Here is a 21,994-nt window from a genome sequence, read left to right as displayed (position 1 = left end):
ATGCTGATTTTTTTATTCAGCTCATAAAGTGACGTAACCAAAGTTGTTATTTTATACCCAAGTACCTTAAGGTCACTTGGGTATATTTACTTTAATAAAATTCTTGAAAATTAAAACGTTGGTGAATTGGAGTGCAGAATGGATTCTGAGCAAGTGGTTGAAAGGTCAGAAAAAGCCGTAATCAACAGAGCAAAAACACTGATGGAAGAAGGGCTGTATCTGGATGCTCTTCATATTGCAGAAAGTCAGTGGGGCAACCATGCTGACTGGGAAGAGACTCAACAACTTGAGCTACTTGCTAAATTACTCCGCCAGCTTGGCCGTGCTCGCGCAGCGGAATATCTGACACTGAAAATCTGGCGTCGAAACAAGTCAGATAGTAACGCCGCATTTCGGGCATTTTTTTATTTCTTCTACCAGAAAGGTGCCGTGCACTGTCACGACATACTCGCAAAATGGCGAGAACTGGCATCCAAGCCATCAGAAGTATCGGACTGGATAGCTGCCGAAGCCATTTTCTATTCCCGTTTACGTGATTTTGCCACGACTCACAGGCTACTCGATGAAGCTAGCGAGCATTCGGATTCGCAAGACTGGCTCACCCGAATTCGGGTTCGGGTACTTGAAGAAGAAGGGAAGCGCGAAGAAGCGTATCAGCTTGCGTTAACCAGCTATGAAGACAAAAAAACACCTGCTGCGCTCGAATCCCTAGCTTCACTGACAAAACTGCACAAAGGTAAGCAAGCCGCAATGGCGTTGATGGAACCTTTGATTACCGAGTTTCAGTCGGTTCCTTTGTGGCTGGATTACGCCATCCTCTGTTTTGATAATCTCGAGATGGAGAAGTGCGAGCAGGCGTTGGAAAAAGTGGCTAAATACAGTGTGCATGGCACGAAGCGTTCTGATGATTATCTCCAGTATCTCAAAGCGGAAATCGCGCTGCACAACCAAGATCTTGCTCGGGCGGTGGAGCATCTGCAAAGCGCCAGAACACCATTCAATAAAATACTTAAAGAGAATCTGGAGAGAAGCTCAGACTTTGAACCCGTTTTGAAAGTCGCCGTTCCGGACATCGCTCAGAAACACATGACCTGCGCGCCTTCATCTTTGGCTGCGATTGCTCAGTTTTGGGGCAAGGAAGTCAACGAAGACGAGATTGCCAGCCTTATCTGCTATGGCGGTACACCGGAAGAGAGCCAGCGAGAATGGCTATCAGACAATGGTTTTGCCTATCTTGAGTTTGATCTGGAAGAACAAGCCGTTATGGATGTTCTGGGTGCAGGCATTCCGCTTACATTGGTCACCACTCAGGGGCTTTCTTCTCACCTTCAGGTAGTACGGGGCTACGATCCCAATTCTGGACTGCTGATGCTGATGGACCCGTCCAATACGGGTAACCGCAAAGCACTTCTGAAAGAAACCATAGAATGTGATGCCGTTAATGGTCCTAAGTGTGTAGCGATTGTGCCTGAGGAGCAGGAGTCAAAACTCGCATTGCTCTCGCTGCCTGCCGCGAATTTGTACCCCACCTGGAGAAAACTGGAAGCCGCTTATGCCAAAGAGGATGTCGCCGCATTAAATCGACATTTGCGAGCCATGGCATCTATCGATGACCAACATCGACTTATCTTACTGGGTCAGCGCCTTGCCGCCATTTTGACCAGAGATAACCAAGCCATTTATGACCTGAACAAAGAATTACTGCAGCGATTCCCCGATGTGGTTTACCTGATTCGGTCACAATACCAATGCATTTATGCCTTAGAAGGAGAAAAACCAGCGATAGACTGGCTGGCAGAACAGTACAAAGCGTACGGTCATGGCGATATTTTCAATAACCTGCTGGCGGCGACAGACAGCAAACCTGAATACAAGGAGTTAAGAAATTCTCTGATTCAGCAAGGAAAAGCGAGCATTTGGGGAAGCGCAGAATTTTTCTGGAATCTTGGGCATGCGTCGTGGGAACAACTCGACAAAGAACAAGCTTGTCAGTACTACTTCTGGGCGGTTTGTTTAGACCACATCAACTCGTCTTACATCCGCAGCTACTATCTGGCGTACCGTCAGTTGGGACGTTCAGAAGAAGTGCTTGAAGCGTTGAAGGCTGATTTTGAGCGTTCGATCACCGCATCTGTAAGCCCAGCGTATTCGCTGTTTTATGCCTATGAGATGGAAGACAGAATGGATCAGGCGTTCGATACACTAAAGGTCGCCGCTGAAAAACACCCAGATGATCCGTCCCTGCACCACATGTACCTGGAGAAACTGCTGAGTTACGGGGTTTGGGATACATTCAATCCGCTCTTTGAACTCAAAAGTCATGTGCTTGATGAAATCGACCGTCAACGATTACTGGCGGCGAAAGAGTCCCGTTTGGGCAATAACCTAAAAGCCATTAAGTTGTATGCAAAGGTCTCGGAAAACCCAGTCAGCTCTGTGGAAGACCTCGAAAATTACCTGAACATCCTTAAGCGTACTGGCATGGTTCAAGAAGCCGATCAAGTGCTAGAAAGAAGGTTAGAAGAAAGCCCGCATAGTGCCGCTTTGCTTTGGAGCTATTCTCACCTGCACTCTCTTGAAGAGAAGCGAATTGATGCTTTGAAACAACTGCTGGAGAAATTTCCAAACGACTACGATGCGATGTGCAAACTGGCAGAGCATTATCTGGATCAAGAGGATTACAGCAATGCGAAGCCGTTACTAGACAAACTGGAAGAGGCTCAGCCTAATTCGGCCAATGTCTGGGTTCAGATCGCTCGTTATCACTCCATTCATTCTGAGTGGGCCGAAGCGCAGCGAGCGGCATGCAATGCTTATCAGCTCAACCCTAATCACGATCTGGTAACCACATCCATGGTCAGAAGCCACATCGGACCCAAAGATCGATTACGCGCTTTTGCATTTATGATTGATGTACTCAAAAAGTCCGGTGATATTTCTGATGCGATCTGGAATTTCTGGTCGTACGCCGATGGCTGGCTGCCACTGGATCAAATGCGCAGCTTCTGTGAAGAGATGCTGGAATTACACAGCGACACCTGGTCGGTGTGGGTGTTAAGAGTCTTGCAGCACAAATCGGAAAATGAATTGGATGAGGCGCTTGCCCTTGCTCAGCAATGCTGTGACAAATTCTCTTTGATTCCCCGCGTATTTTACGAAAAGGCCGAATTGCATTTACTCAAGCAAGATAAAGCGGCGGCGGCAGAAGCGTTTGAAACTGCTCTGACTCTTGCACCCGGCTGGTCGACGGTTGCCAAGGCATATTACGATCTACTTGAAGAACAAGGAGAGGCGAAGCGCGGGCTGGCGATTCTTGAAAAATGTAAATCCCACAACCCCAATGACGAATCTCTGTATGGCTATATTGGTTACTGCTACAAAGAGTTTGGGCGTGACGAAAGGGCTATCGAACTGATCGAGCAGGCACTCCACATTGATGTGGATTATTTATGGGCTTGGCGAGCGTTGCGAAACTGGACGCAAAATGGCGAGCGTTTCCATAACCTGCTTAATGCTAAAAAAGTGGAGATGAGCGACAGACCAGAGATCTTTTTGGTCGAGTCTCAACTGGTTGATAGCTATGAAGAGAAAAAAGCCTGTTTAGAAAAAGCGCTGGCGCTGTCCCCAACCTACATCCACTGCCACATTCACTATATTGACTTACTTATCGAGCATCGTGAGGACTCCCTAGCGTTAGAGCAGATAGATGCACCAATCTGGCAGGGGACACCGCCGATCACCATTGCCATTAAACGCGCAGAGATTTTTGCTCGCTGGGGTGACATGGGGCAGGCAATGAAATCTCTGTCGGATCTGTTGTCTGATAACCCAAGATTTGTCGAGGCGTGGAAGTTAAAGCTCGATTGGGCAAAAGCGCTGAACAGCCGATCAGAGATGTTGGAAAGCGTAGAGGCGCTGGTGAAACTGTGCCCTCATGATCCTGAAATTTTAATTCAGTGTGCGCGTGGTTATGAGGAGCTGGACAGTGGCAAATACGAAGGAGACATTCTTCAGCTGTTTGAAAATGCGTACAGTATTGCGCCTGCTAACGCCGATGCCGCATTTTCACTGCTCGATTTCTATTTACAGTTAAGCTGGTTAGAGAAAGCCCAACATCAGCTAACGGAAATGGAGCGCTTTCACGAGTCGCCCTGGCTGGACGTTCGCCGGATTGAAATCGATCTGCGCTACGACTTGCACGAATCCGTCTTAGCTCGCTATGAGCTCTTATTAATGTGCGGCGAAGATACGGAATGGTTATACGCCTATTCACTCCATATTGCTGAACAGAAAGATAACCATCTGTACCGCAAGCTAATGATCTTGACCAAAGTAAATCTGAGTGATGATCGGCTGGATCCGGCAGCGGCATCATCTTGGGCTGAAAAAGAAGTTCAGGAGAAATTTGGTCTCGATACAGTGAAAGAAGTGCTTCGAGAAAGCGAAGTGTCTGATGCCGTATGGAAAGCCATTTCACGGGAATATCTAAGCGGTGTCACTAAACAGAATCAGTATCCAGATGACGTTTTTTGGCAGAAATATGACCGGCTAACAGAACAATTCCCAGACATGGTAGATGCGAGGTGTTTGGCTCTGTTCCTGTTAGAGCGTCGCTATGAACTGGTTACCTATATGAGCAAAGCCGATAAGTTCGATAACCCCGGTGTATCGGCAGCCTCATATTATTACCTGGCGACAACCAGTGCAGAAATCAAAAACTATGATGTTGCAAAGCGAGCCGTTGAAACTGGGTTACAACGTTCCCCAGACAACAGTTTTGATCGCCTGTGTTTATGGAGACTGAACTTTGCGATGCGAGACCATCAGCCTGTCTATCTCGCCGATTTGGAAAGAGTTAACCCGGACAGGTTGTCGGAAGAGGAGAAAACCATACTCCGCTTGCTTAAGATAGCAGCGCATTGCTACGAAAAAACAGAGCAAGGTCAGCCGCTAAGTGGTAGCGATACAAAGCACGCGAACTACCTGAATATTCAGACCGGATCTGAGCAAGACGCCAAAAAAGCGTTAATTAAGTACGTTATCCAACTTAAACAGCTGACAGGTGTTGCGGCGTTATATGAAAAATTCAAGCTAGGTTTGAAAATTAAGTAGCTTGAATCCGAGTGGCTGTGATAACTCACAGTCACTCGATGGAGTCTGACCGCTTATTCCCAACGATGAGTGGTCAATCACACTTTTCGCTAGTTGACTGATTGCATTGAAATATTTCCATTCCAGCTCAGGTCTGTCTACGGTAATTCATAAATTTAGTACTCGCTGTAGTACAGAACTTACGGTAAGTTTGTATTCGGTAGGTACATTCGTTACCGCTATACGTATCTACAGCCAATTATAAATAAAGGGAATATTATGCAATCTGCTCTCTATAAGCGTGCAGTTATTATCGCTGTTATTGTCGGAACCATCCTCAATTTAATCAACCAGTACGATGCTCTGTTTGGCTCAAAAGAGTTTAATGTCATTAAAGCGCTTCTCACGTACTGTGTTCCATTCATTGTCTCTATTGTGAGCAGTCAGATTACTCTTAAGTCGGTTGCCAAAAACATGGTTGCACCCGAATGCCCAGAAGATACAGCAGGTTTGGTGTGTCGTGACACTTTGTCTGGAGCAAGAGAGAAAGTGCAGTCAATGCGCAATAACGCAGGAAACGTGAATCAGGCTTCTAAAAAACGTCTGGCGTTCGCAGAAGCTGTGGTGGATCAAGCCCATGAAGTGACGACAGGGTCGTGTGAGCTGGCAAAATTGGCGGAAGTCTCGCAGGAGCAAATCCACAGTGTCCATGACAACTTTAACCTGATGAACAAGCGTCAGACAGAGTTTATGACAGAATTCTCGCAAGCTTCGGACTGGGCAGCGAACTTAAAAGAATCTATCGACAACCTGAGCCATCAGTTTTCTCAGATCGAAAACATGGCGTCGTCCATTACGTCTCTGTCAGATAAGACAAACTTACTTGCATTGAACGCATCGATTGAAGCGGCACGAGCTGGTGAATTTGGTCGTGGATTTGCCGTTGTAGCGGAAGAAGTAAAAGGGCTGGCGAATAAGTCAGGTGAAGATGCTCAGCAAATCAACGCACTCATGGGAGAGCTGAGTTCAACCAGCACAAGGCTAGCGGACGATGCCAGATTGTTTGCTGAGTCTATGTCTAAAATGCAGGAAAATACCAGCCAGGAAGAAGCGGAGCAGGTGGCTGTTGCCATCGATCAGATTCGTTCTGCTGCATCGGATGTTCATGGACGAGCTCAGTGGCAAATTGCAGAGATGGAAAAGGTGGCTGGGAAGGTTCAGCAACTGGCTGAAGATGCCAAAGCCGCAGTGGAAGGTTCCGCCAATAATATGGAGCTCAGCGAAGGATTGATTCAGGACCTCCAGCACGTTGTGAAAGCGTCTTAAAAAATTTCTGTCAGTTATTTGAAATGGGCTGCGCTATGACGCAGCCTTTTGTTTGCCTGTAGAGTTGCCAGTTTTTCACGATTCCATTAAAGTTAATTCTAATTAAGATTCTTAACCTTAAGTAAAATAATGGATAAAGTGGACACCATCCTGCGACAGTGGCGGGAACAACGACCTGATCTTGACCCCTCTTCAATGGCCATTCTTGGCCGTATCAGCCAGCTCAGAGATCATATTGCGCCTAAGCTCAACAAAACGTTCTCGGAATTTGGTCTGAACTCCGGTGAATTTGATGTGTTGATGACCTTGCGCCGTTCTGGCGACCCTTACACCCTTTGTCCACATAACCTGCTTCAATCTATGATGCTAACGTCTGGCGCAATGACCAACCGTATCGATAAGCTGGAATCCAAAGGGCTGGTCGTGCGCAGCGCAGATCCTAATGACAGACGTGGCGTGCAAGTATCTCTTACCGAAGAAGGGCTAGCACTTGCTAATATAGCGGTGGAAGCGCACATAGAAAACAGTGAAACGATTCTGACAGGGTTAGATAAAGAAGAGCGAGACGCGCTGGCAATATTGCTCAGTAAGCTACTGGCTTCTCAGGAAAAAGAAGATTAAGAAAAGGCGACCAATGGTCGCCTTTTTGATCGTTTTGTACCGGTTATTGGCTCTCAATTCTTAGAATGGCTGGCAACGTGGGCAGTTTGGTGGCGGAGTTGGCGTACCTGGAACATGTACGTAACCCAGAGACAAACCATCGGAGTATTTACCGTCAGATAAAGTCACAGAAACGCTATTCACGCCGGGGTTTGCTGGAACAACACTGATGACTTTAGAGCCACTGAGGCTACTTAAACTGTAGGTTTTTGAAGCCGTTCGACCATACAGATCATCCCTGACGCGAATGGTCAGACGGGCATTAACGCTGGTATCTTTTGCAGCAGTCGAGTATTTATCGACCAAATATTTAATGTTCGCTTTCACACTACCGGAAGACTGGTAAGCGTTACCTTGAATGATACGAGGTTTTTTCTGCACCCATACCCCTTCTGCGGAACACATTCCACTGGCTCTGTTTATCCAAACTAACCCGTATCCATACGTATTAGAGAACTTCATATTGTGGTAAGAGTTCGCATCCCAGTTGGATTTATCTTTCCCAACGTAGCCAAATTCTGAGTTGTTAAAACGCACATATGCCAAGCGATCAAACAGATTACCTTTTGCTCGGAATACTTCGTTTTGGGCGACGTGTTTTGGCACTTCCACACGCAAGTAGTCGAACGAGTTAAACAAGTTAAGAAGTGCCTCAAAAAAGTCCTGATACTCTTGCTGGTTCTCTTGGTAGTTTGGGTCTTGGTAGATATCGTAGCCGTTGTTTACCGCTTGCTGCACATCTTCAGATTTAAAGTCATAAGACTTTACTCGTCCATACTCACAGCCAGGAGGGAGATCCAACGTTTTTGCCTGAGATGTCAGTGAAGTGGATGCAAGCGCAATGGCTGCAATAGGTAGGATGTATTTATTTTTCATTAACTTATTCCTTGTTAACTGTCTAGCCAAAGGCAAAAGTGAAGAAGATTCACATAATGCGTTCGCATACAGATTTAACTGAGGAAGAAATCTAATGATAGAGCAATCAAGCGAGCCAGTTTTGCAAATGAGAGCACTTCTTACTTAATTGGCATAGACTCTCACTTGCTTTCACTCCATATTCATAAATGTTCACAAAACAAACAGTGTTGGTGACTGTTTATTGAGAACTCCTCTACTGAGTGGCGCAATCTGCCCACGGAGAGCTAATTTCCGTTATACCGAAATTGCCTGCACGTGTGCTTTCTATAATCGAGGGGCATGCAAAGGTATAAGGGTAAACGGATCTCTTAACAGCTTCCGAGTGCTCAATCACGCCTTCAAGTTCTCTCAAAATGTCTTTTCCTAGTGCTTCATCAACATAGGTTTTGTCTGGTTGACTGGTATCTATTCTGGGTGCGTGCATTGCTTGATGGGCATTCATGTTGTAATCCATAATAAAACTGGACAGCTGTGCAACGGCGGGCATGATTTTTCTCCCTCCTGATGCGCCTATCGCGAATGATGTACCATCTTTTCGAGCGATGAGCACTGGGCACATGTTGGATAAGCATTTTTTGTTGGGAGCAAGGGAGTTGGGTTTCCCGGGCTCCGGGTCAAACCACATAATCCCATTGTTCGGGATGATTCCCGAAGTTGGGAGCATGATTCTCGAACCAAAAATAGAGACCAATGTTTGGGTCACTGAAACCAAAGTGCCTTCGCTGTCGATGACATTAAAGTGTGTGGTGCAACTCGGCATCCCCTCACTTTCGATGTCTCCCATTTCGACCAACCGCTCTTGATAAGACTTTCTAAAAACCTGATCAAATGTTGAGTAAGCTTTGGCATTCAAAGACTGACCTGGCTGTAAGGCTCTTTCTAGTAAATTAAACGCCCGCTTGAGTGTCGGTCCTGCAGTCATATTCGGTGTGATGTATACATGATTGCCGCGATAGGGAAATCGGGTTGCGTCTTTGAGCTGCGCTCGATAGCTCTTAAAGTCGTTAAGGGTATGATGACCGCCCAATCTGTTTAAATCCGCAACGATGGATTGGGCAAGCGCCCCTTCATAGAATTCAGCACTACCATTCTTTGCAATTGATTCTAAAGAGCATGCCAGCTTTTCTAAATGGCAGATATTTTGTGTTGATACATTCCAAGGTGAGGATTTAGGAAAACCCGAATCGTCAAAAAAGGTGTCTTTCATGGTTTGACACGCCGACAAGTCGGCGGCAGCGCCAGATAAAATCAATTGGCAATACCAATCCACGGATAACCCCTTCTTGGCCAAAGAGATGGCGGGTTGGATAAGTGAGTACCAGTCAAGTGTCCCGAAACACTCATGTGCCAACCCCATACCTGCGACACAACCGGGTATGGCCACTGCCTTTGCGCCCTTGATGTTGTGGTCGTTTTTAACCCGTGGCCAATTGAAAAGATCCCCGCCTCTTTCAGACGTGAGTGGGTAGTCGGTGAGGTTGAGATTAGCGGGAGACCGCATACCAAAGTCAATGACCTGTGCGTTATGCTCACCTTTTTTTAACACCATCATATACCCACCGCCGCCAATACCACTCATCCAGGGCTCAGCCGCACCTAGCGCAAAAGACGTGGCAATTGCAGCATCTACCGCGTTTCCACCACGATTCAAAATATCGACACCAACGTGTGAAGCGAGCTTGTTTTGAGAAGTGACCATACCTTTTTGGGAATGTAAGGTGTTTTTAGACAGCTTTAAGCTATTACTTATCTGATCCACTGTGTGAAGTCCTTTTACTTTGAATGGTGCGATAACCAATTAAGATGATGGAAGCTGCCGTTAATACGAGGAATAAGACAGAGATGGGGGTCGAGAAAAATATCGACCAGTCGCCCGAAGAGATAGTCAGTGCTTGACGTGCTGAGCTTTCTCCTATTGGCTCTAAAACAAAGCCGATCATCATAGGCGCGAGAGGAAATTCAAATTTTCTCATTACGTACCCGAGTAAGCCAAAGAACAGCATGACCCAGAGATCGGTGACACTGGAATTGAACCCATAGACACCCAAAACACAGAGTATGGCGATCATAGGGTACAAGATCGACGGGCTGATTCTGGTGATATGCGAGAACAGCCGAATAGCTATAACACCTAATAATGGCAGCATCAGTGCAGCGGTCAGCAGGGCGATAAATATGGCGTAAACCAAGTCGATACTGTCCGTAAATAACATCGGTCCTGGCGCTAATCCATGAATCAAAAATGCGCCCAGTAGAACAGCTGTCGTAACATCTCCTGGTACACCAAGAGCCATAAGAGGAATAAGAGCACCTCCGCAAGTGGCATTGTTTGCCGATTCGCATGCCGCGACGCCTTCTAGCGACCCCTTTCCAAACTCTTCAGGCTGCTTGGCGTTTCTTTTTGCTTCAGAGTAGGAGAGGAATGCGGCTGGTGTTGCGCCAAGACCGGGGATAGCTCCTAATACAGTACCAATGATTGAACCGCGAAAAATAGTGGGAAATAGGGCGCGAATTTGTTGCCATGTCACCCTAATCCTATTGGCTAATGGGGTGTCTGACCTCTTTTTGCCTATGTCTTCCGAACGGACTAGCAATTCAGACACGGCGAATAATCCGATTAGCATTGCCATGATGGATATACCATTCATCAAATTGACGGAGCCAAAGGTAAATCGCGGTGTGGCATGAATGGGATCTAGCCCAACGGTTCCAAACAAAAAGCCTAACGACGCGGCAATAAGACCTTTTATTAATGAATTACCGGAAACGCTGGCGACAATACTCAAAGAAAATAGGACTAACGTGGCGAATTCAGCAGGACCAAAATTCGTCGCAAATTTAGCGAGAAAGACCGCACCAAAGATTAATACGATGGTGGAAATTACGTCACCAATTACGGACGACCACAATGCAACTCCCATCGCTTCTGAACCTCGCCCTTTTTGGGTGAGGGGAAAACCATCCATAACCGTGGCGGCTGCGGCGGGAGTACCCGGCGTATTGATCAAAATTGCTGGTATACACCCACTGTAGAGTGAGCCCTTATAAGCACCTAATAAAATGCAGAAAGCAGTAATGGTGTCCAGGTTGTAGGTTAATGGAATCACCAACGCGATACCCATGGTGGCAGTCAGACCCGGAACCGCGCCCATGAAAATGCCAAATGCAACGCCGATAAAGATCGCCAATAGGTTTTGAAACTCGAATACAACAACGATGGCAGAGAAAATATCTGTGATCATTTTATCCCCCCAAATATAAGTTCAACCCATACACAAACATCACATAAAGCGAGATGCTGCTCACTGCGGTTGTCGTCAGTACTATGAGTGGGCTTCGGTTTCCGTAAATCAGCATTAATGCGGCGATGAGTACAGGTGCAGAAACGAAATAGCCAACCTTTTCAAATAAGAAAATAAATGTTGCTAGGCTAACCAGCACAGACAAGGGCAATAGGCTAAAGGTGCTTTTCACTTCTGAGTTTGTAGAGCTAGGGCGGCGAATGGATCTAACAAACAGCGCCATTCCCCCAAGACCTGTTGCAATACAGGCGGCGTAGGGGAAAAGCCGCGGCGATAACCCCCACTAGACTCGACGATTTGAGTTGGGATTAAATAAACCATCAGTGCAACAGAAAACCCAACAAGCGCACATGATGCAATTATATTTTTACGTTCAGTCATTTTTATAGTGGCGAGCTAGTTCAGAGCAAGCTCGCCAACCTCCATTTATTTTCCAAGACCTGCTTGTTGAATGATGGCGCCCTGAATTTCGAATTCCTGTTCTACCTTAGAGCGAAAATCTTTCGGGCCGAGGTAGCTTGTTTGCATTGCCAGACGTTGGATAATTTCTTCCATATCTTTAGAGCCACTGGCTTTTAATATCGACAGACTGAGCTTTTCTACGATGTCTTGAGGGATGCCCTTTGGCCCAGCGATACCCAAAATAGAGGGCGCGCTGATTGGATAACCAAGATCTAACAGCGTTGGAACGTCTGGGAATTGCTTCATTTTTTTGTCGGTGATGATGGCAAGAAGCTTAAATTCTCCCGACTGAACTTGGGGTAGCCACTCAGTAGCACCAACCATAAAGTCGACATGTTTACCAAGTAATGCTGTGACCGATGCCGCCCCTCCTTTAAAAGGTACGGCTTTCCATTCTAACGATTCGCGATTTGCCAGCCTTTCCATTGTTAGGTGTTGCGGAGTACCCGATCCGGCAACGGCGTAACTGAGCTTTCCTGGGTGTTTTTTGGCGTAATCGATGAGTTGAGGCAGTGAGTCGTATGGCGCATCCGCGGGTACAACAATCCCCAAATTCCATTGAGCAAATTGTGCGATCAATGTGAAGTCGTTCAATGGATCATAGGGCAGTGTTTGCATGTGTGGGGACAGCACAGCAGCCCCAGTTGTGAAAGTGAATAGTGCGTAGCCATTGGGACGAGCGCCTTTAGCCAGTGATGCAGCAACCGCGCCGCCACCGCCAGGTTTATTCACGACAACCACCTTTTTACCGAGATCGTCTTCTAACAGTTTAGCGAGCACGCGTGCAGTCGAGTCCGTTGTTCCACCCGCCCCATAGCCCACCGTAAGTTGGATATTGCGCTTTGGCCAGTTGTTTGCCGAGCTATGAACACTCCAAACGGTTAACCATATTAAAGTTAAAATCGAAAAAATCCTTTTCATCATAAGTTCCTTTTTGTATTGCATTGTAATACATGTTACTGTATTGTGATATTAAGTTTCGATCTTGTTAATAATGTTGTCAAGTGTAAAAATTGAGCAATGCAATATTTTGAGGATAGATGAGCAATGGAAAGCATGAGCGAAGAGCGCAAAAATAACGCACTTTATGTTGGGGCAGTAGAGAAAGCGTTTGTTGTTTTAGAGAGCTTCATTGGTACTGCAGAGAGTCTTTCTCTCACAGAAATTGTTAAGCTTACTGGGATGACAAAAAGCGCGGCTCAGCGCTACATATATACGTTGGAAACTTTAGGGTATTTAGTGAAAGATCCGGACTCGAAGCGGTACAAAATCGCGATGCGATCTTTATTTCCGGCGAGCCAGTTTTTAAGCTCCGATCCTCTGATTAACGCTGCCTATCCCCATATTGTGCAGCTTAGGCAGCAAGTGGACGCACGGATTGGATTAAGTGTGCCCTTTCAAGACGATATAGCTTATTTGATTCCCTTACAGAGCAATAAAGAAGCTTACCAAAACGACTTTCCCGGATTTAGGCTCCCACTGTTTTGCACAACATCAGGGCGACTGTTTTTATCTTCCAAAACTTCAGAAGCGGTCCAGCATTACCTTGAGCATTCAAATCTGAAAAAGGTGACGCCTTACACTCAAACGGATCCCAACGAAATTATTCAAGAAGTTAACACAGCACGAGAGCAAGGTTTCTGTATCACTCACCAAGAAGTGAGACAAGGTAACTTGAATTTAAGCGTGCCTATCTACGGTAGCCATCACGAAGTCAAAGCCTGTCTAGTTGCGGTGGTTCAAACACCTTCTTGGGATGAAGAGCGCTTAAAGCAAGACTTGCTGCCACTGATGAGAGACGTCGCTGCTCGTATAAACCCGAATAATCGGTTGGGGTTATAAGAGCAGTAGACAAGCACAGAGTGCGATCGATAGGGTTGTCCTGCTGTTTACTGGACAATCAAGTTCCTTAAAAAAGGCGACCAATGGTCGCCTTTTTACTGTTATTTCAATAAGTAGTGAGCCTGAGTTCAGGTTATTTAGCTGAAGTCGTCAAATAGAAATCCACGGAAAACTTAGGCTGTTCGTTTGATATTGTGTCTGGTGTTGGTTCTGGAATGTAAATATCCGAAAACGTAAAGCTGACGCGATGATCCGAAATGTCCAACTCAAGCTGAACATCATTAGAAACTGGCTTAGGTTCATGATTTTCCGCTTGCAAATACACATCACCATCAATCATAGAAAAACGGAATGTGACGATGTCGTTTCCTAAATCAATATCAAAAGGGTGACGAATGTTTTTGCCTAGCATGAATTGAAGCCCTGAACTATTGAGAAAGGTTTCATACACTTCAGGACCATCGGGCAGGTATTTGATTTGAGACTCTTTGCGGCAATCTGAACAGCTTGGTACATTCTGGTTAACGTTCCAGTCATCAACGAATTTTTTCTCAAAAAGAAGCTGATCGTTTTCGACCGAAAACTGATTGACGGGTTTCTCCGCACCTGCTTCGGAGCAGGCAGTCAGAACGCCCAATATGAATATCCCGCTCAGCAACTTTAACATCAATCAATAACCCCTAGCTTTTTCAAGCGTTCAAAAAATTCGGCAGAAGGTGCCGCTTCCACAATGTACTCCTGGCTGTCATTTGCTAAATAGTCGTGCGTAACTTGCTCCGAGTGCTGGGAAGTTACACGATAAGCGCCTGTATTGCCGCTGTATGTATCTCGGAACCTCAGGCTAACTGCACCCCAGTCGTTAAAATCAGTCAGGCTGGTCTTACCGTTGGTCTGGCTGGTGGCACTCACATTAGTGAGATCCAGTGACACTGCTGTGTCATTGCTATCACCATCGCAGTTAAAGTCGACTCTGTCTGTTACGCTTCGACCTAGCCCTTTCGTTTCGTCCAGATTCGTTTCGTCCAGTGGCTGACCAGAACCATCTGAGTAATCGATTTTAAAGTTGTCCGGCGAGCCATACGGACCGTTGATCAACTCTGATGTAGTGGTGGCATAATTCTGAGGCGTATTCCGGCAGTTTTGATTGGCAAGTTGTTGCTCATAGTTCCTTAAGTAATAGCGATCTCCCTCGGTCTGACCAAGTGTTGAAAGCCCGTCCAACTGGTACATGTAGTTCATCACACTATAGTAGTTGGGTTTGAAATTAAGGTTTTCATTGCCACCGTGAAGAAGACCCAGATTGTGACCAAATTCGTGCATGATGGTGCCAGACTGGAAATTAATCAGGGTATTTCTGGCAAGTACTGAGCGACTATTAAGTCCCCATCTTCCTAAGGTAATGAGGGAGTCATTTCCGTTGATCTCCGCGACTCCTGAAGAACCCGATGCCCCGGTTCTGTTCTGGCTGTTGCCAAACATCATGTAATAGAAGACCAGTCGGCGGCGGATATCCATATGCTCAATTTTGTAGCTTTGTAGAGTCACCGGATTGTAAGAACGGCTCAGACTGATACCAAGTGAGAAGGGCACCTGATTACCACCACCTAGGTTGTGATCCTGACCGTGCAGTGATCCGGTATCGAAATGCAGCGAATAACCTTGGTTCTGGAAGGCAAACTTAACTTTGTCGAGTGCTTCTTTACGCGGAATGATGCCCTCATCAGCCGCCTGACGATTGCCATTTGTGGGGTCCATGTAGTCAATTTCTATGAAAATATCCGGTTGGTTTTCCCGAGCTCCCCAACTATACATGTCCATGCCTGCGTAAGTTGTATTGGGGCGCTCTGCACAGTCCGGAACGTTGTCATTATCGGTATCTGACGTACAGTGATTGACGTCGTTGATGCCGCCTGGTGTAGCAAAGGTGACAACTGCCCAATCTTCCGCTTTATTGGTATCAGTATGATTTTGGGGGCGCGATAAGCTTCTGCCAAGAACTTGTGGCAGTCGTTCAATAGTCGATGTACCTGCCCAGTTGTTTCCAGATGTCGGGGAGGTTGTATTTAAACCAAAACGGACGAAATCTACAGTTTGATTATTGCTGACCTGAACAATTTCGACAAAGCCACTGTCTGTCCAGTAGGGCACGTAGCTGTTTTCAGTAATGGTAATAACCTGATTTGAACTGCCGGTTTCCGCATAGGCATTATTGATAGCCTTTGCTTGAAGCAGAATGTACTCCCCTTTTTTCAGTATGATTTGAGGTAGCGGGAAACTGTAATTATTCAACTGACTGTACTGATTACGGATCGCCCCCGACTTCAATACATATTGGCTAAGGTCAATGTCTTTACTGCCCGAGTTGTAAACTTCTACCCAACGTTGGTCCGAAATGTATCGAGTCGTGGACACCTCATTGATGATCAAAGTCGGTAGCGTTGAGCGATTAGGATCATTTGGGAAAGCGTCACTGTTGTCACCCACACCATCTCCATCGGAATCTTTCTGTTCATTTGGATTGCTTGGGAAAGCATCACTGTTGTCACCAACCCCATCGCCATCGGTATCGCTGGATTCCGATGCATCATTGGGAAATGCATCGCTATTGTCGCCGACTTTATCACCGTCTGAATCCGCATACTCATTTGGATCTGTTGGAAAGAGGTCAGCGCCTGCTGGCCAGGCTCCGTGAGAATTTACATTCCAGTTTGTGGCTGAAAGCAGGTTTCCCTGTGCGTCTGTGTGATCCCAATAACCGTCATTATCGCGGTCGTTTTGAATGACTGCGGTGGTTGTGCTGTTGGATGCAGTTATCTGAACGGTTTTATTGTCGAAGCTTGGGTTCGGCTTTGATTTTTCTGATTTGATGAGTTGCCCAATGGCAGCGATTTTTTTCTGAACTGCGTTGTCAGTACTTTGTTTGCGCGCATTTGCCACAGTTTGAGATTCTGGAATTATAGATTGGTGAACCAAAACGCGAGCGGCAAAAGCAACATCGGCGAGATTCTCTGATTTGTAGTCTTTTGAAACGCTGGAAGCGTCAATTTGCAATTCGAACGCGACGGCTTGCTTAGCTTGCTCAGCAGAAGAACCGCGGTCCATCTTCTGTTTGAGCAACGTGGTTAAAGGAGTAATGATCAGATCGCCGGGAGGCGCGCTCAGCAAAAAGTTCCGGGTAACGGCTGCACCTGAGTCTTCGTCTATCGTTGTGCCTTTTATTGCTTCGACAACCACAGGGTATGAAGAGGGTGATGAGATATTTTCAACATTTAAGGTAGCTTGACCGCCCGTTCCTGTTGTTGCTAAGGGTTCATTGATGTCGTGAGCAAAGTTGTTGTTAAGGTCTAGCCAGACTTTGGCGTTTCTCAGATAACCGTCAATAGCCGTCACATTCAGCTCTTTTGTAGGGCCGCTACTTGGGGGAGTTGAGCCACTTTGACCATTGTTAGAACCTTCTCCTCCGCCACATCCCGCTAGTGCAACTGCCAGAGAAAGAGTACTTATCTTCAGAAACGTTTTCGTCATGATTTACCGCTCGACTACTGTGTAATGATGTTTTCGTTTTCAGCACACGATACTACTACGGATTCTGTTAACAGAGTGTAAGTTTGGGTAACTGCGGGAGAGGATCTCATTATAAATATTTATGAGATGAATATTTGAGCTTATAGATGAAGAAAAAGACCTCCGTTTGAAGGTCTTAGAGTAGTTTTTATCGGGGCAGGCTCATCTGAAGAATATTTTGGCGTTTTGCATTGAGCTTTATGGAAAGCCGACCAACTTAGGCAAATACAACGACAAACTTGGGAAGAAGGCGATGATAAAGACCGCGATCACCGAGGTAATCACAAACGGATGAATTCTTGCCGTTATCTGCTCGACTGTAGAGCCGCCAATTCCCGATGCCACGAAGATGTTTTCCCCAAGGGGCGGAGTGGCAAAGCCAATTGACAATACACACACCACTACAATGCCAACATGAGTGGGGTCTGCCCCAAGCATGTACATGATCGGCAGTAGCACTGGCACTATGATCATAATAGCGGCCAGGGTTTCCATAAACATACCAATGAAGATCAGCAAGCTGATGGTCAGTGTCCACACTAAGTACATATTGTCGGTCAGGCTAAGCAGCGAATCCGCAACCACCACCGGGATTTTCTGTTCCACCAGAAGGCGACCAAAAACAGTGGCAGCGAAAAGGATCAGCAACACGCGACCCGTTATCCAGGTTGTAGTGGAAAGCGATTTGATGATGCTTTGAAAGGTGAGCTCACGGTGAAGAAATAGCCCGACAAACAGCGAGTAGAAAATCGCGACAACTGCAGATTCTGTCGGCGTGAAGATACCGCTGTAAATCCCCCCTAAAATGAGGAACGGTGCCAAGATAGACCACACGCCCTTCTTCATTGCACCATGAATGTCTTTGGGATCCCAGTTCTCTTTTAAACCTTTGTAACCCCTTTTCTTAGCGATCAAGTAGTTGGTCGCCATCAGCGATAGCGCCATGATCAAACCCGGTAGGACACCAGCTACGAAAAGCTTGGGAATAGAGACGGTTGAAAACGTGCCGTGTTCGGCAATCGCTTCTGGTGGTGGCATCAACCCCATAGAGGAAATTCCAAAGATAACCAACGGGATTGAAGGGGGGATAATGATCCCCAATCCGCCCGATGCAGCAGTAACGGCAGACGCGTAGCTTTTTTCATAATCGCGCTTCACCATCGCAGGAATCATCAACATGCCTACAGCAGCAGTGGTCGCAGGACCTGAACCGGAGATCGCACCAAAAAACAGGCATGCCACCACGGTTGCCATGCCTAATCCGCCAGTGACAGGTCCTGCTAAATTCTCGGCAATGTCCACCAGCCGTCTCGATATGCCTGCTGCTTCCATTAGTGCCCCAGCAAGCACAAACGCTGGGAGAGCCATCAATGGGAAATTGCCCACCGAGGTGAACGCAATTTGTACTAAAGCAATGGGATTTTTATCTAAGAGTAAATAGGCCGCCATTGAAGCGCCCGCAAGGGAGACGGTAATCGGCGCTCCCAATATCAGCAGCACCAAAAAGCTGCCAAATAGAATCAGAGTTAAGTAGGCTTCCATGCGTAGAGCTCCATCTTACTCAGCCTTGTAGGCCGTGCTTTTCGAAAATTTGTTTTTAAGAAAGTCGTTTTTTAACGAATGTTTTTGAATCTCTTCGCTTTCTGGGTCCGTTGCTTCAATGCCCAGCACCAGTTTTTCGTAGTTATTCCACAGAATACGCACCGACATTAAGAAGAAAGCGATGGGCAAAATCAGGTAGAAGTACTTCATTGGGATCCCGGTGGTTTGGGACTTCCAGAAGAGGTTCATTTTGTTGAATACAAAATCGTAACTGAGATAGACGAAGTACAAATTGAACGCGACCCAAATGAGGTCAGCAATGGTTTCACAAACGGTTTTCACCACTGGAGGGAAAAAGCGAAAGTGAAAGCTTACGCGGTTGTGTGCCGACATTTTTGCCGCCACGACTGCCCCTAAATAGGCGAACCAAACGAACATATAGGTGGCGACTTCGTCACCCCACGGAATCGAATATTGGATGGACTGACGCAGTACGATCTGCGAAAACAAAAGAATCACGAAAGAGGCGAGTAACAAGCAGCATGTGTACTCCTCAATGTTGTTTAAATGTTTCCTGAATGACTTCATGACGCTGCCTCTGCGAGCTTGAAAGGCACCCCACCTAAAAAGGTGGGGGTGCCATGTGTTGGAGAGTATGTAAGGGCAAAGCCTCAATACCTCGTGTAAGGCGTAATTTGTGGCGATAGATGGATTTATCGACCCAGGGATTTCAGCGTGTCATCCAGTTTTTGTTTTCCGCCAATGCTGGAGTAAAACTTCGGCCAAACCTTTTGTGTGACTTGGTCAATCCACTCTTTTTCATTGTTGGCAGGCTCGGTAATCACCATGCCTTTTGCTACTAAGTCCTTGCGAATCTTGTCTTCAGACTCCAGCAAGAATTGATAGCTGTGCTCGGTCGCTTCTTTTCCTGCCGCCAGAATGGCTTCTTGCACCTCTTTGGACTGCTCCTGGAAGATAGACTCGCTCACAATCAAGGGCTCGATAGAGAAGATATAGCGGATGTTGGTGATGTACTTTTGCACCTCGTTAAACTTCATCGCATGTACAGTGATGTAAGGATTGTCTTGCCCATCTACCACGCCTTGCTGCAAGCCGGTAAAGGTTTCTGACCACGCCATTGGCGTCGGGTTGATACCCCAGGCCTGATAGGCTGAAATCATGATGTCGTTCTTCGGTACTCGAATCACCAGCCCTTTAAGATCTTCCAGCGTTTTGACTGGGCGCTTAGAATTAGTCAGCACACGGAAGCCAGAATATGCCCAGCCAACAATACGAACATTGGCATCGCGAATGGTGTTTTTGATCAGCTCTTCACCAACAGGACCTTGCGTTAAGGACTTCGCTTCTTCCGCGCTTTGGATAAGGTATGGCATGGTTAACAAGCCAACGGTAGGAGAAAACGGTGTCACGTTATTAATAGCCAGTACCGAGAAATCCAGCAAACCGATGGCGGCGTTGTTCACCGTATCTTGCTCGTTACCCAATTGACCGTTCGGGAACAGATCCAGCTTGACCTTTCCACCCGTTTTTTCTTCCATTAATTCACTGAATTTGGTGCCCAGCTCCCACTGAGTACCGCCTGCTGCATCGCCCAGTGCCATCTTAAATGTTTTGGCGGAGACGACCGGAGCGGCGATAACGGCTGCCATCAGCGCTCCCAAAGAGATCAGTTTTGTTGTGTTCAGTTTCATTGTTGTAACCTTTCTTCCATGTTCGATCTTTGCGTAGCTCGCGAATTCGCTGTTTAAAGGGTGAACGAAACCCGCAAGACGCCCCTGTATTCTCGCTATTCTCCTCAGTTGTCGATGTAAAATGGGTGCGGTTTACAGCACCTCATCCTTCAAGTGATACCACTTGTAAAGAAAACGTTGTCCTAGACGGCGAAACGGTGCAAACGCTTCGGATTCCACCACTTCGCGCACGTTGGGAAACGGTAATTTTGATTGAAATATAGGTAAGTCGAGTTGTTTGCCTTCACCAGCAATCCACTGGGCAAGCCTTTTTCCTGCCTGAGCCGAGTACATCACGCCGTTACCCCCGTAGCCCAGCGCGTAGTAAATGGACTCGCGATGATTGGGTTGGAAAATTCTGGGCATCATGTCGTGGCTGACATCTACCCACCCCCACCAGGAATAGTCGATATCAATGCCCGTTAGTGCCGGAAATTTACGGTGTAAATCGTTGACAAGAAATTGTTTGAATTTGTCTTTTGGTGCCGATTTTCCGGTGATGGCACTGCGCGATCCGATTTGCACGCGGTTGTCTGGCAACAAACGATAGTAGTGGCGCAGCACACGAGTATCGGTAAGAACTTGCTTGGTGAGGAAATTGCATTGTTCCAGTTCTGTTTCCGTCAGCGGACGTGTAACAATCGAATTGGACAAAATGGGCAGCAGGCGGTTTTTGAGTTCTGGATGCAACCCTTGAGAAGTATATCCACCAGTCGCAACGCCAACGGCTTGGGTTTTTACAATGCCACCCGGTGTTTTGATGTAATGGACGTCGCCTTCCGATTTCCACCCAATCACTGGGCTGCTGGTGTGTACTTTGACCCCCAAACGACGCGCTTTTTCAAGATAACCAAACGCCAGTTTTCCTGCATGAATACCAATGCCTTCTGGTTCGTGCATGGCACCTGCTGCTTCTTTGTCGTCGACAAATTGCTTTTTGACGGTGTCGGCATCCAGAATCTGGGCATCGTAGTGAAAGGTATCGCGCAGCAGCTTGGCTTCTTTTTCCAACGCGGGCATTACTTTGCTGCGGTGCGCAATGTACAGGTGTCCGCCGGGTTGTGGATCGCAGTCAATGTCTTTGATGAGCTCTTTGAACGTTTCCATGCCATCTAGGCATTCTTGGTGCATCTTCAATGCGGTGTCTAATCCCCAACGCTGGATCCATTGCGAGCGTTTTAAGCGACCGCTGGCACACTGCGCTTGTCCACCATTTCGGGTACTGCACCCCCAACTGGCTTTGTTGGCTTCCAAAACGGTAGCGCGAATGCCGTAATGTTCAGCGAGGTATATGGCTGCCGTTAATCCGGTGTAACCCGAACCGATGATCACAACGTCGGCATCGGTATCCGACAGAATAGGACCATCGTCTTCTGGGGGAGTACCAGCGGTGCCTATCCAGTATGTTGGTGCGTAGGCTTGACCTGTGCCCGGATTATGGCGTGTCAGTGGATCGTAACTTGGGTCGTAGGGATTATGGGATTGGCGGTTTGCCTTCCCTTGGGTCTCCATGCCTCCAACCATGTTGGCGTTCAT

General features: G+C 46.9%; 14 protein-coding genes and 1 pseudogene. 4 read left to right on the top strand and 11 right to left on the bottom strand.

The features are described 5' to 3' along the window. Positions 1-138 precede the first annotated feature (138 nt). From INR79_RS27940 to INR79_RS27930, 3 genes are all read left to right on the top strand, one after another. A complete protein-coding gene (locus tag INR79_RS27940; RefSeq protein WP_223098315.1) occupies positions 139-5,112 on the top strand; it encodes a tetratricopeptide repeat protein in 4,974 nt (1,657 codons plus the stop codon). Positions 5,113-5,370: 258 nt separating this feature from the next. Then, positions 5,371-6,417, top strand: coding sequence for a nitrate/nitrite transporter NrtS (gene nrtS / locus INR79_RS27935; protein WP_022595853.1), 1,047 nt, complete (start codon positions 5,371-5,373; stop codon positions 6,415-6,417). A 129-nt stretch (positions 6,418-6,546) separates the two neighbouring features. Next, positions 6,547-7,038, top strand: coding sequence for a MarR family winged helix-turn-helix transcriptional regulator (locus INR79_RS27930; protein WP_223098313.1), 492 nt, complete (start codon positions 6,547-6,549; stop codon positions 7,036-7,038). A gap of 60 nt (positions 7,039-7,098) precedes the next feature. Here the strand turns inward: INR79_RS27930 and INR79_RS27925 are convergent, their stop codons facing one another. The 5 genes and pseudogenes from INR79_RS27925 to INR79_RS27905 form a co-directional block, all read right to left on the bottom strand. Next, entirely contained in the window at positions 7,099-7,953 is an 855-nt protein-coding gene (locus tag INR79_RS27925) for a hypothetical protein (RefSeq protein WP_223098311.1), read from the bottom strand. 235 nt (positions 7,954-8,188) lie between these two features. Continuing rightward, on the bottom strand, positions 8,189-9,754 hold the full coding sequence (locus tag INR79_RS27920; RefSeq protein ID WP_223098309.1) for a gamma-glutamyltransferase family protein: 1,566 nt from the start codon (positions 9,752-9,754) through the stop codon (positions 8,189-8,191). Continuing rightward, the gene (locus INR79_RS27915) at positions 9,738-11,237 is read right to left on the bottom strand and encodes a tripartite tricarboxylate transporter permease (protein WP_022562029.1); all 1,500 of its coding nucleotides are present in this window, start codon (positions 11,235-11,237) and stop codon (positions 9,738-9,740) included. Before INR79_RS27915 ends, INR79_RS27920 begins: the two co-directional genes overlap by 17 nt. 1 nt (position 11,238) lies before the next feature. After that, positions 11,239-11,562: pseudogene (locus tag INR79_RS27910) on the bottom strand (tripartite tricarboxylate transporter TctB family protein); the annotation flags it as partial. 161 nt (positions 11,563-11,723) lie between these two features. Continuing rightward, complete coding sequence (locus tag INR79_RS27905; protein WP_237324231.1) at positions 11,724-12,683, bottom strand: tripartite tricarboxylate transporter substrate binding protein; 960 nt, start codon at positions 12,681-12,683, stop codon at positions 11,724-11,726. Positions 12,684-12,806: 123 nt separating this feature from the next. On the opposite strand from INR79_RS27905, the gene INR79_RS27900 reads away from it, so the two are divergent. Beyond that, on the top strand, positions 12,807-13,601 hold the full coding sequence (locus INR79_RS27900) for an IclR family transcriptional regulator (RefSeq protein WP_262415438.1): 795 nt from the start codon (positions 12,807-12,809) through the stop codon (positions 13,599-13,601). 133 nt (positions 13,602-13,734) lie between these two features. Here INR79_RS27900 and INR79_RS27895 read toward each other — a convergent pair whose 3' ends face one another. The 6 genes from INR79_RS27895 to INR79_RS27870 form a co-directional block, all read right to left on the bottom strand. After that, positions 13,735-14,268, bottom strand: a complete 534-nt coding sequence (locus INR79_RS27895) for a hypothetical protein (RefSeq protein ID WP_223098307.1) — start codon at positions 14,266-14,268, stop codon at positions 13,735-13,737. Next, positions 14,268-17,126, bottom strand: coding sequence for a lamin tail domain-containing protein (locus INR79_RS27890; protein WP_223098304.1), 2,859 nt, complete (start codon positions 17,124-17,126; stop codon positions 14,268-14,270). The genes INR79_RS27895 and INR79_RS27890 overlap by 1 nt, the downstream gene beginning before the upstream one ends. A 237-nt stretch (positions 17,127-17,363) precedes the next feature. Then, positions 17,364-18,707: a TRAP transporter large permease gene (locus INR79_RS27885; protein WP_022562023.1), complete on the bottom strand. Its 1,344-nt coding sequence runs from the start codon at positions 18,705-18,707 to the stop codon at positions 17,364-17,366. Positions 18,708-18,722: 15 nt separating this feature from the next. Continuing rightward, positions 18,723-19,295: a TRAP transporter small permease gene (locus tag INR79_RS27880; protein ID WP_022591432.1), complete on the bottom strand. Its 573-nt coding sequence runs from the start codon at positions 19,293-19,295 to the stop codon at positions 18,723-18,725. A 125-nt stretch (positions 19,296-19,420) separates the two neighbouring features. Then, complete coding sequence (locus INR79_RS27875; protein ID WP_404819627.1) at positions 19,421-20,377, bottom strand: TRAP transporter substrate-binding protein; 957 nt, start codon at positions 20,375-20,377, stop codon at positions 19,421-19,423. A 174-nt stretch (positions 20,378-20,551) separates the two neighbouring features. Beyond that, on the bottom strand, positions 20,552-21,982 hold the full coding sequence (locus tag INR79_RS27870; protein WP_262415484.1) for an NAD(P)/FAD-dependent oxidoreductase: 1,431 nt from the start codon (positions 21,980-21,982) through the stop codon (positions 20,552-20,554). Positions 21,983-21,994: the final 12 nt, after the last annotated feature.

The organism is Vibrio sp. SCSIO 43132 (assembly GCF_019904195.1).
Taxonomy (GTDB): Bacteria; Pseudomonadota; Gammaproteobacteria; order Enterobacterales; family Vibrionaceae; genus Vibrio; species Vibrio nigripulchritudo.
The sequence above is the reverse complement of the archived record's forward strand: the minus strand, read 5'-3'. Positions and strand labels throughout refer to the sequence as shown.

What these genes read in the sequence shown, in the direction of transcription:
- INR79_RS27880 (WP_022591432.1), bottom strand. Translation starts at nt 19,295, where the DNA reads ATGAAGTCATTCAGGAAACATTTAAACAACATTGAGGAGTACACATGC.
- INR79_RS27870 (WP_262415484.1), bottom strand. Translation starts at nt 21,982, where the DNA reads ATGGTTGGAGGCATGGAGACCCAAGGGAAGGCAAACCGCCAATCCCAT.
- nrtS (WP_022595853.1), top strand. Translation starts at nt 5,371, where the DNA reads ATGCAATCTGCTCTCTATAAGCGTGCAGTTATTATCGCTGTTATTGTC.
- INR79_RS27900 (WP_262415438.1), top strand. Translation starts at nt 12,807, where the DNA reads ATGGAAAGCATGAGCGAAGAGCGCAAAAATAACGCACTTTATGTTGGG.
- INR79_RS27940 (WP_223098315.1), top strand. Translation starts at nt 139, where the DNA reads ATGGATTCTGAGCAAGTGGTTGAAAGGTCAGAAAAAGCCGTAATCAAC.
- INR79_RS27905 (WP_237324231.1), bottom strand. Translation starts at nt 12,683, where the DNA reads ATGATGAAAAGGATTTTTTCGATTTTAACTTTAATATGGTTAACCGTT.
- INR79_RS27890 (WP_223098304.1), bottom strand. Translation starts at nt 17,126, where the DNA reads ATGACGAAAACGTTTCTGAAGATAAGTACTCTTTCTCTGGCAGTTGCA.
- INR79_RS27875 (WP_404819627.1), bottom strand. Translation starts at nt 20,377, where the DNA reads ATGGCAGCCGTTATCGCCGCTCCGGTCGTCTCCGCCAAAACATTTAAG.
- INR79_RS27885 (WP_022562023.1), bottom strand. Translation starts at nt 18,707, where the DNA reads ATGGAAGCCTACTTAACTCTGATTCTATTTGGCAGCTTTTTGGTGCTG.
- INR79_RS27915 (WP_022562029.1), bottom strand. Translation starts at nt 11,237, where the DNA reads ATGATCACAGATATTTTCTCTGCCATCGTTGTTGTATTCGAGTTTCAA.
- INR79_RS27930 (WP_223098313.1), top strand. Translation starts at nt 6,547, where the DNA reads ATGGATAAAGTGGACACCATCCTGCGACAGTGGCGGGAACAACGACCT.
- INR79_RS27925 (WP_223098311.1), bottom strand. Translation starts at nt 7,953, where the DNA reads ATGAAAAATAAATACATCCTACCTATTGCAGCCATTGCGCTTGCATCC.
- INR79_RS27895 (WP_223098307.1), bottom strand. Translation starts at nt 14,268, where the DNA reads ATGTTAAAGTTGCTGAGCGGGATATTCATATTGGGCGTTCTGACTGCC.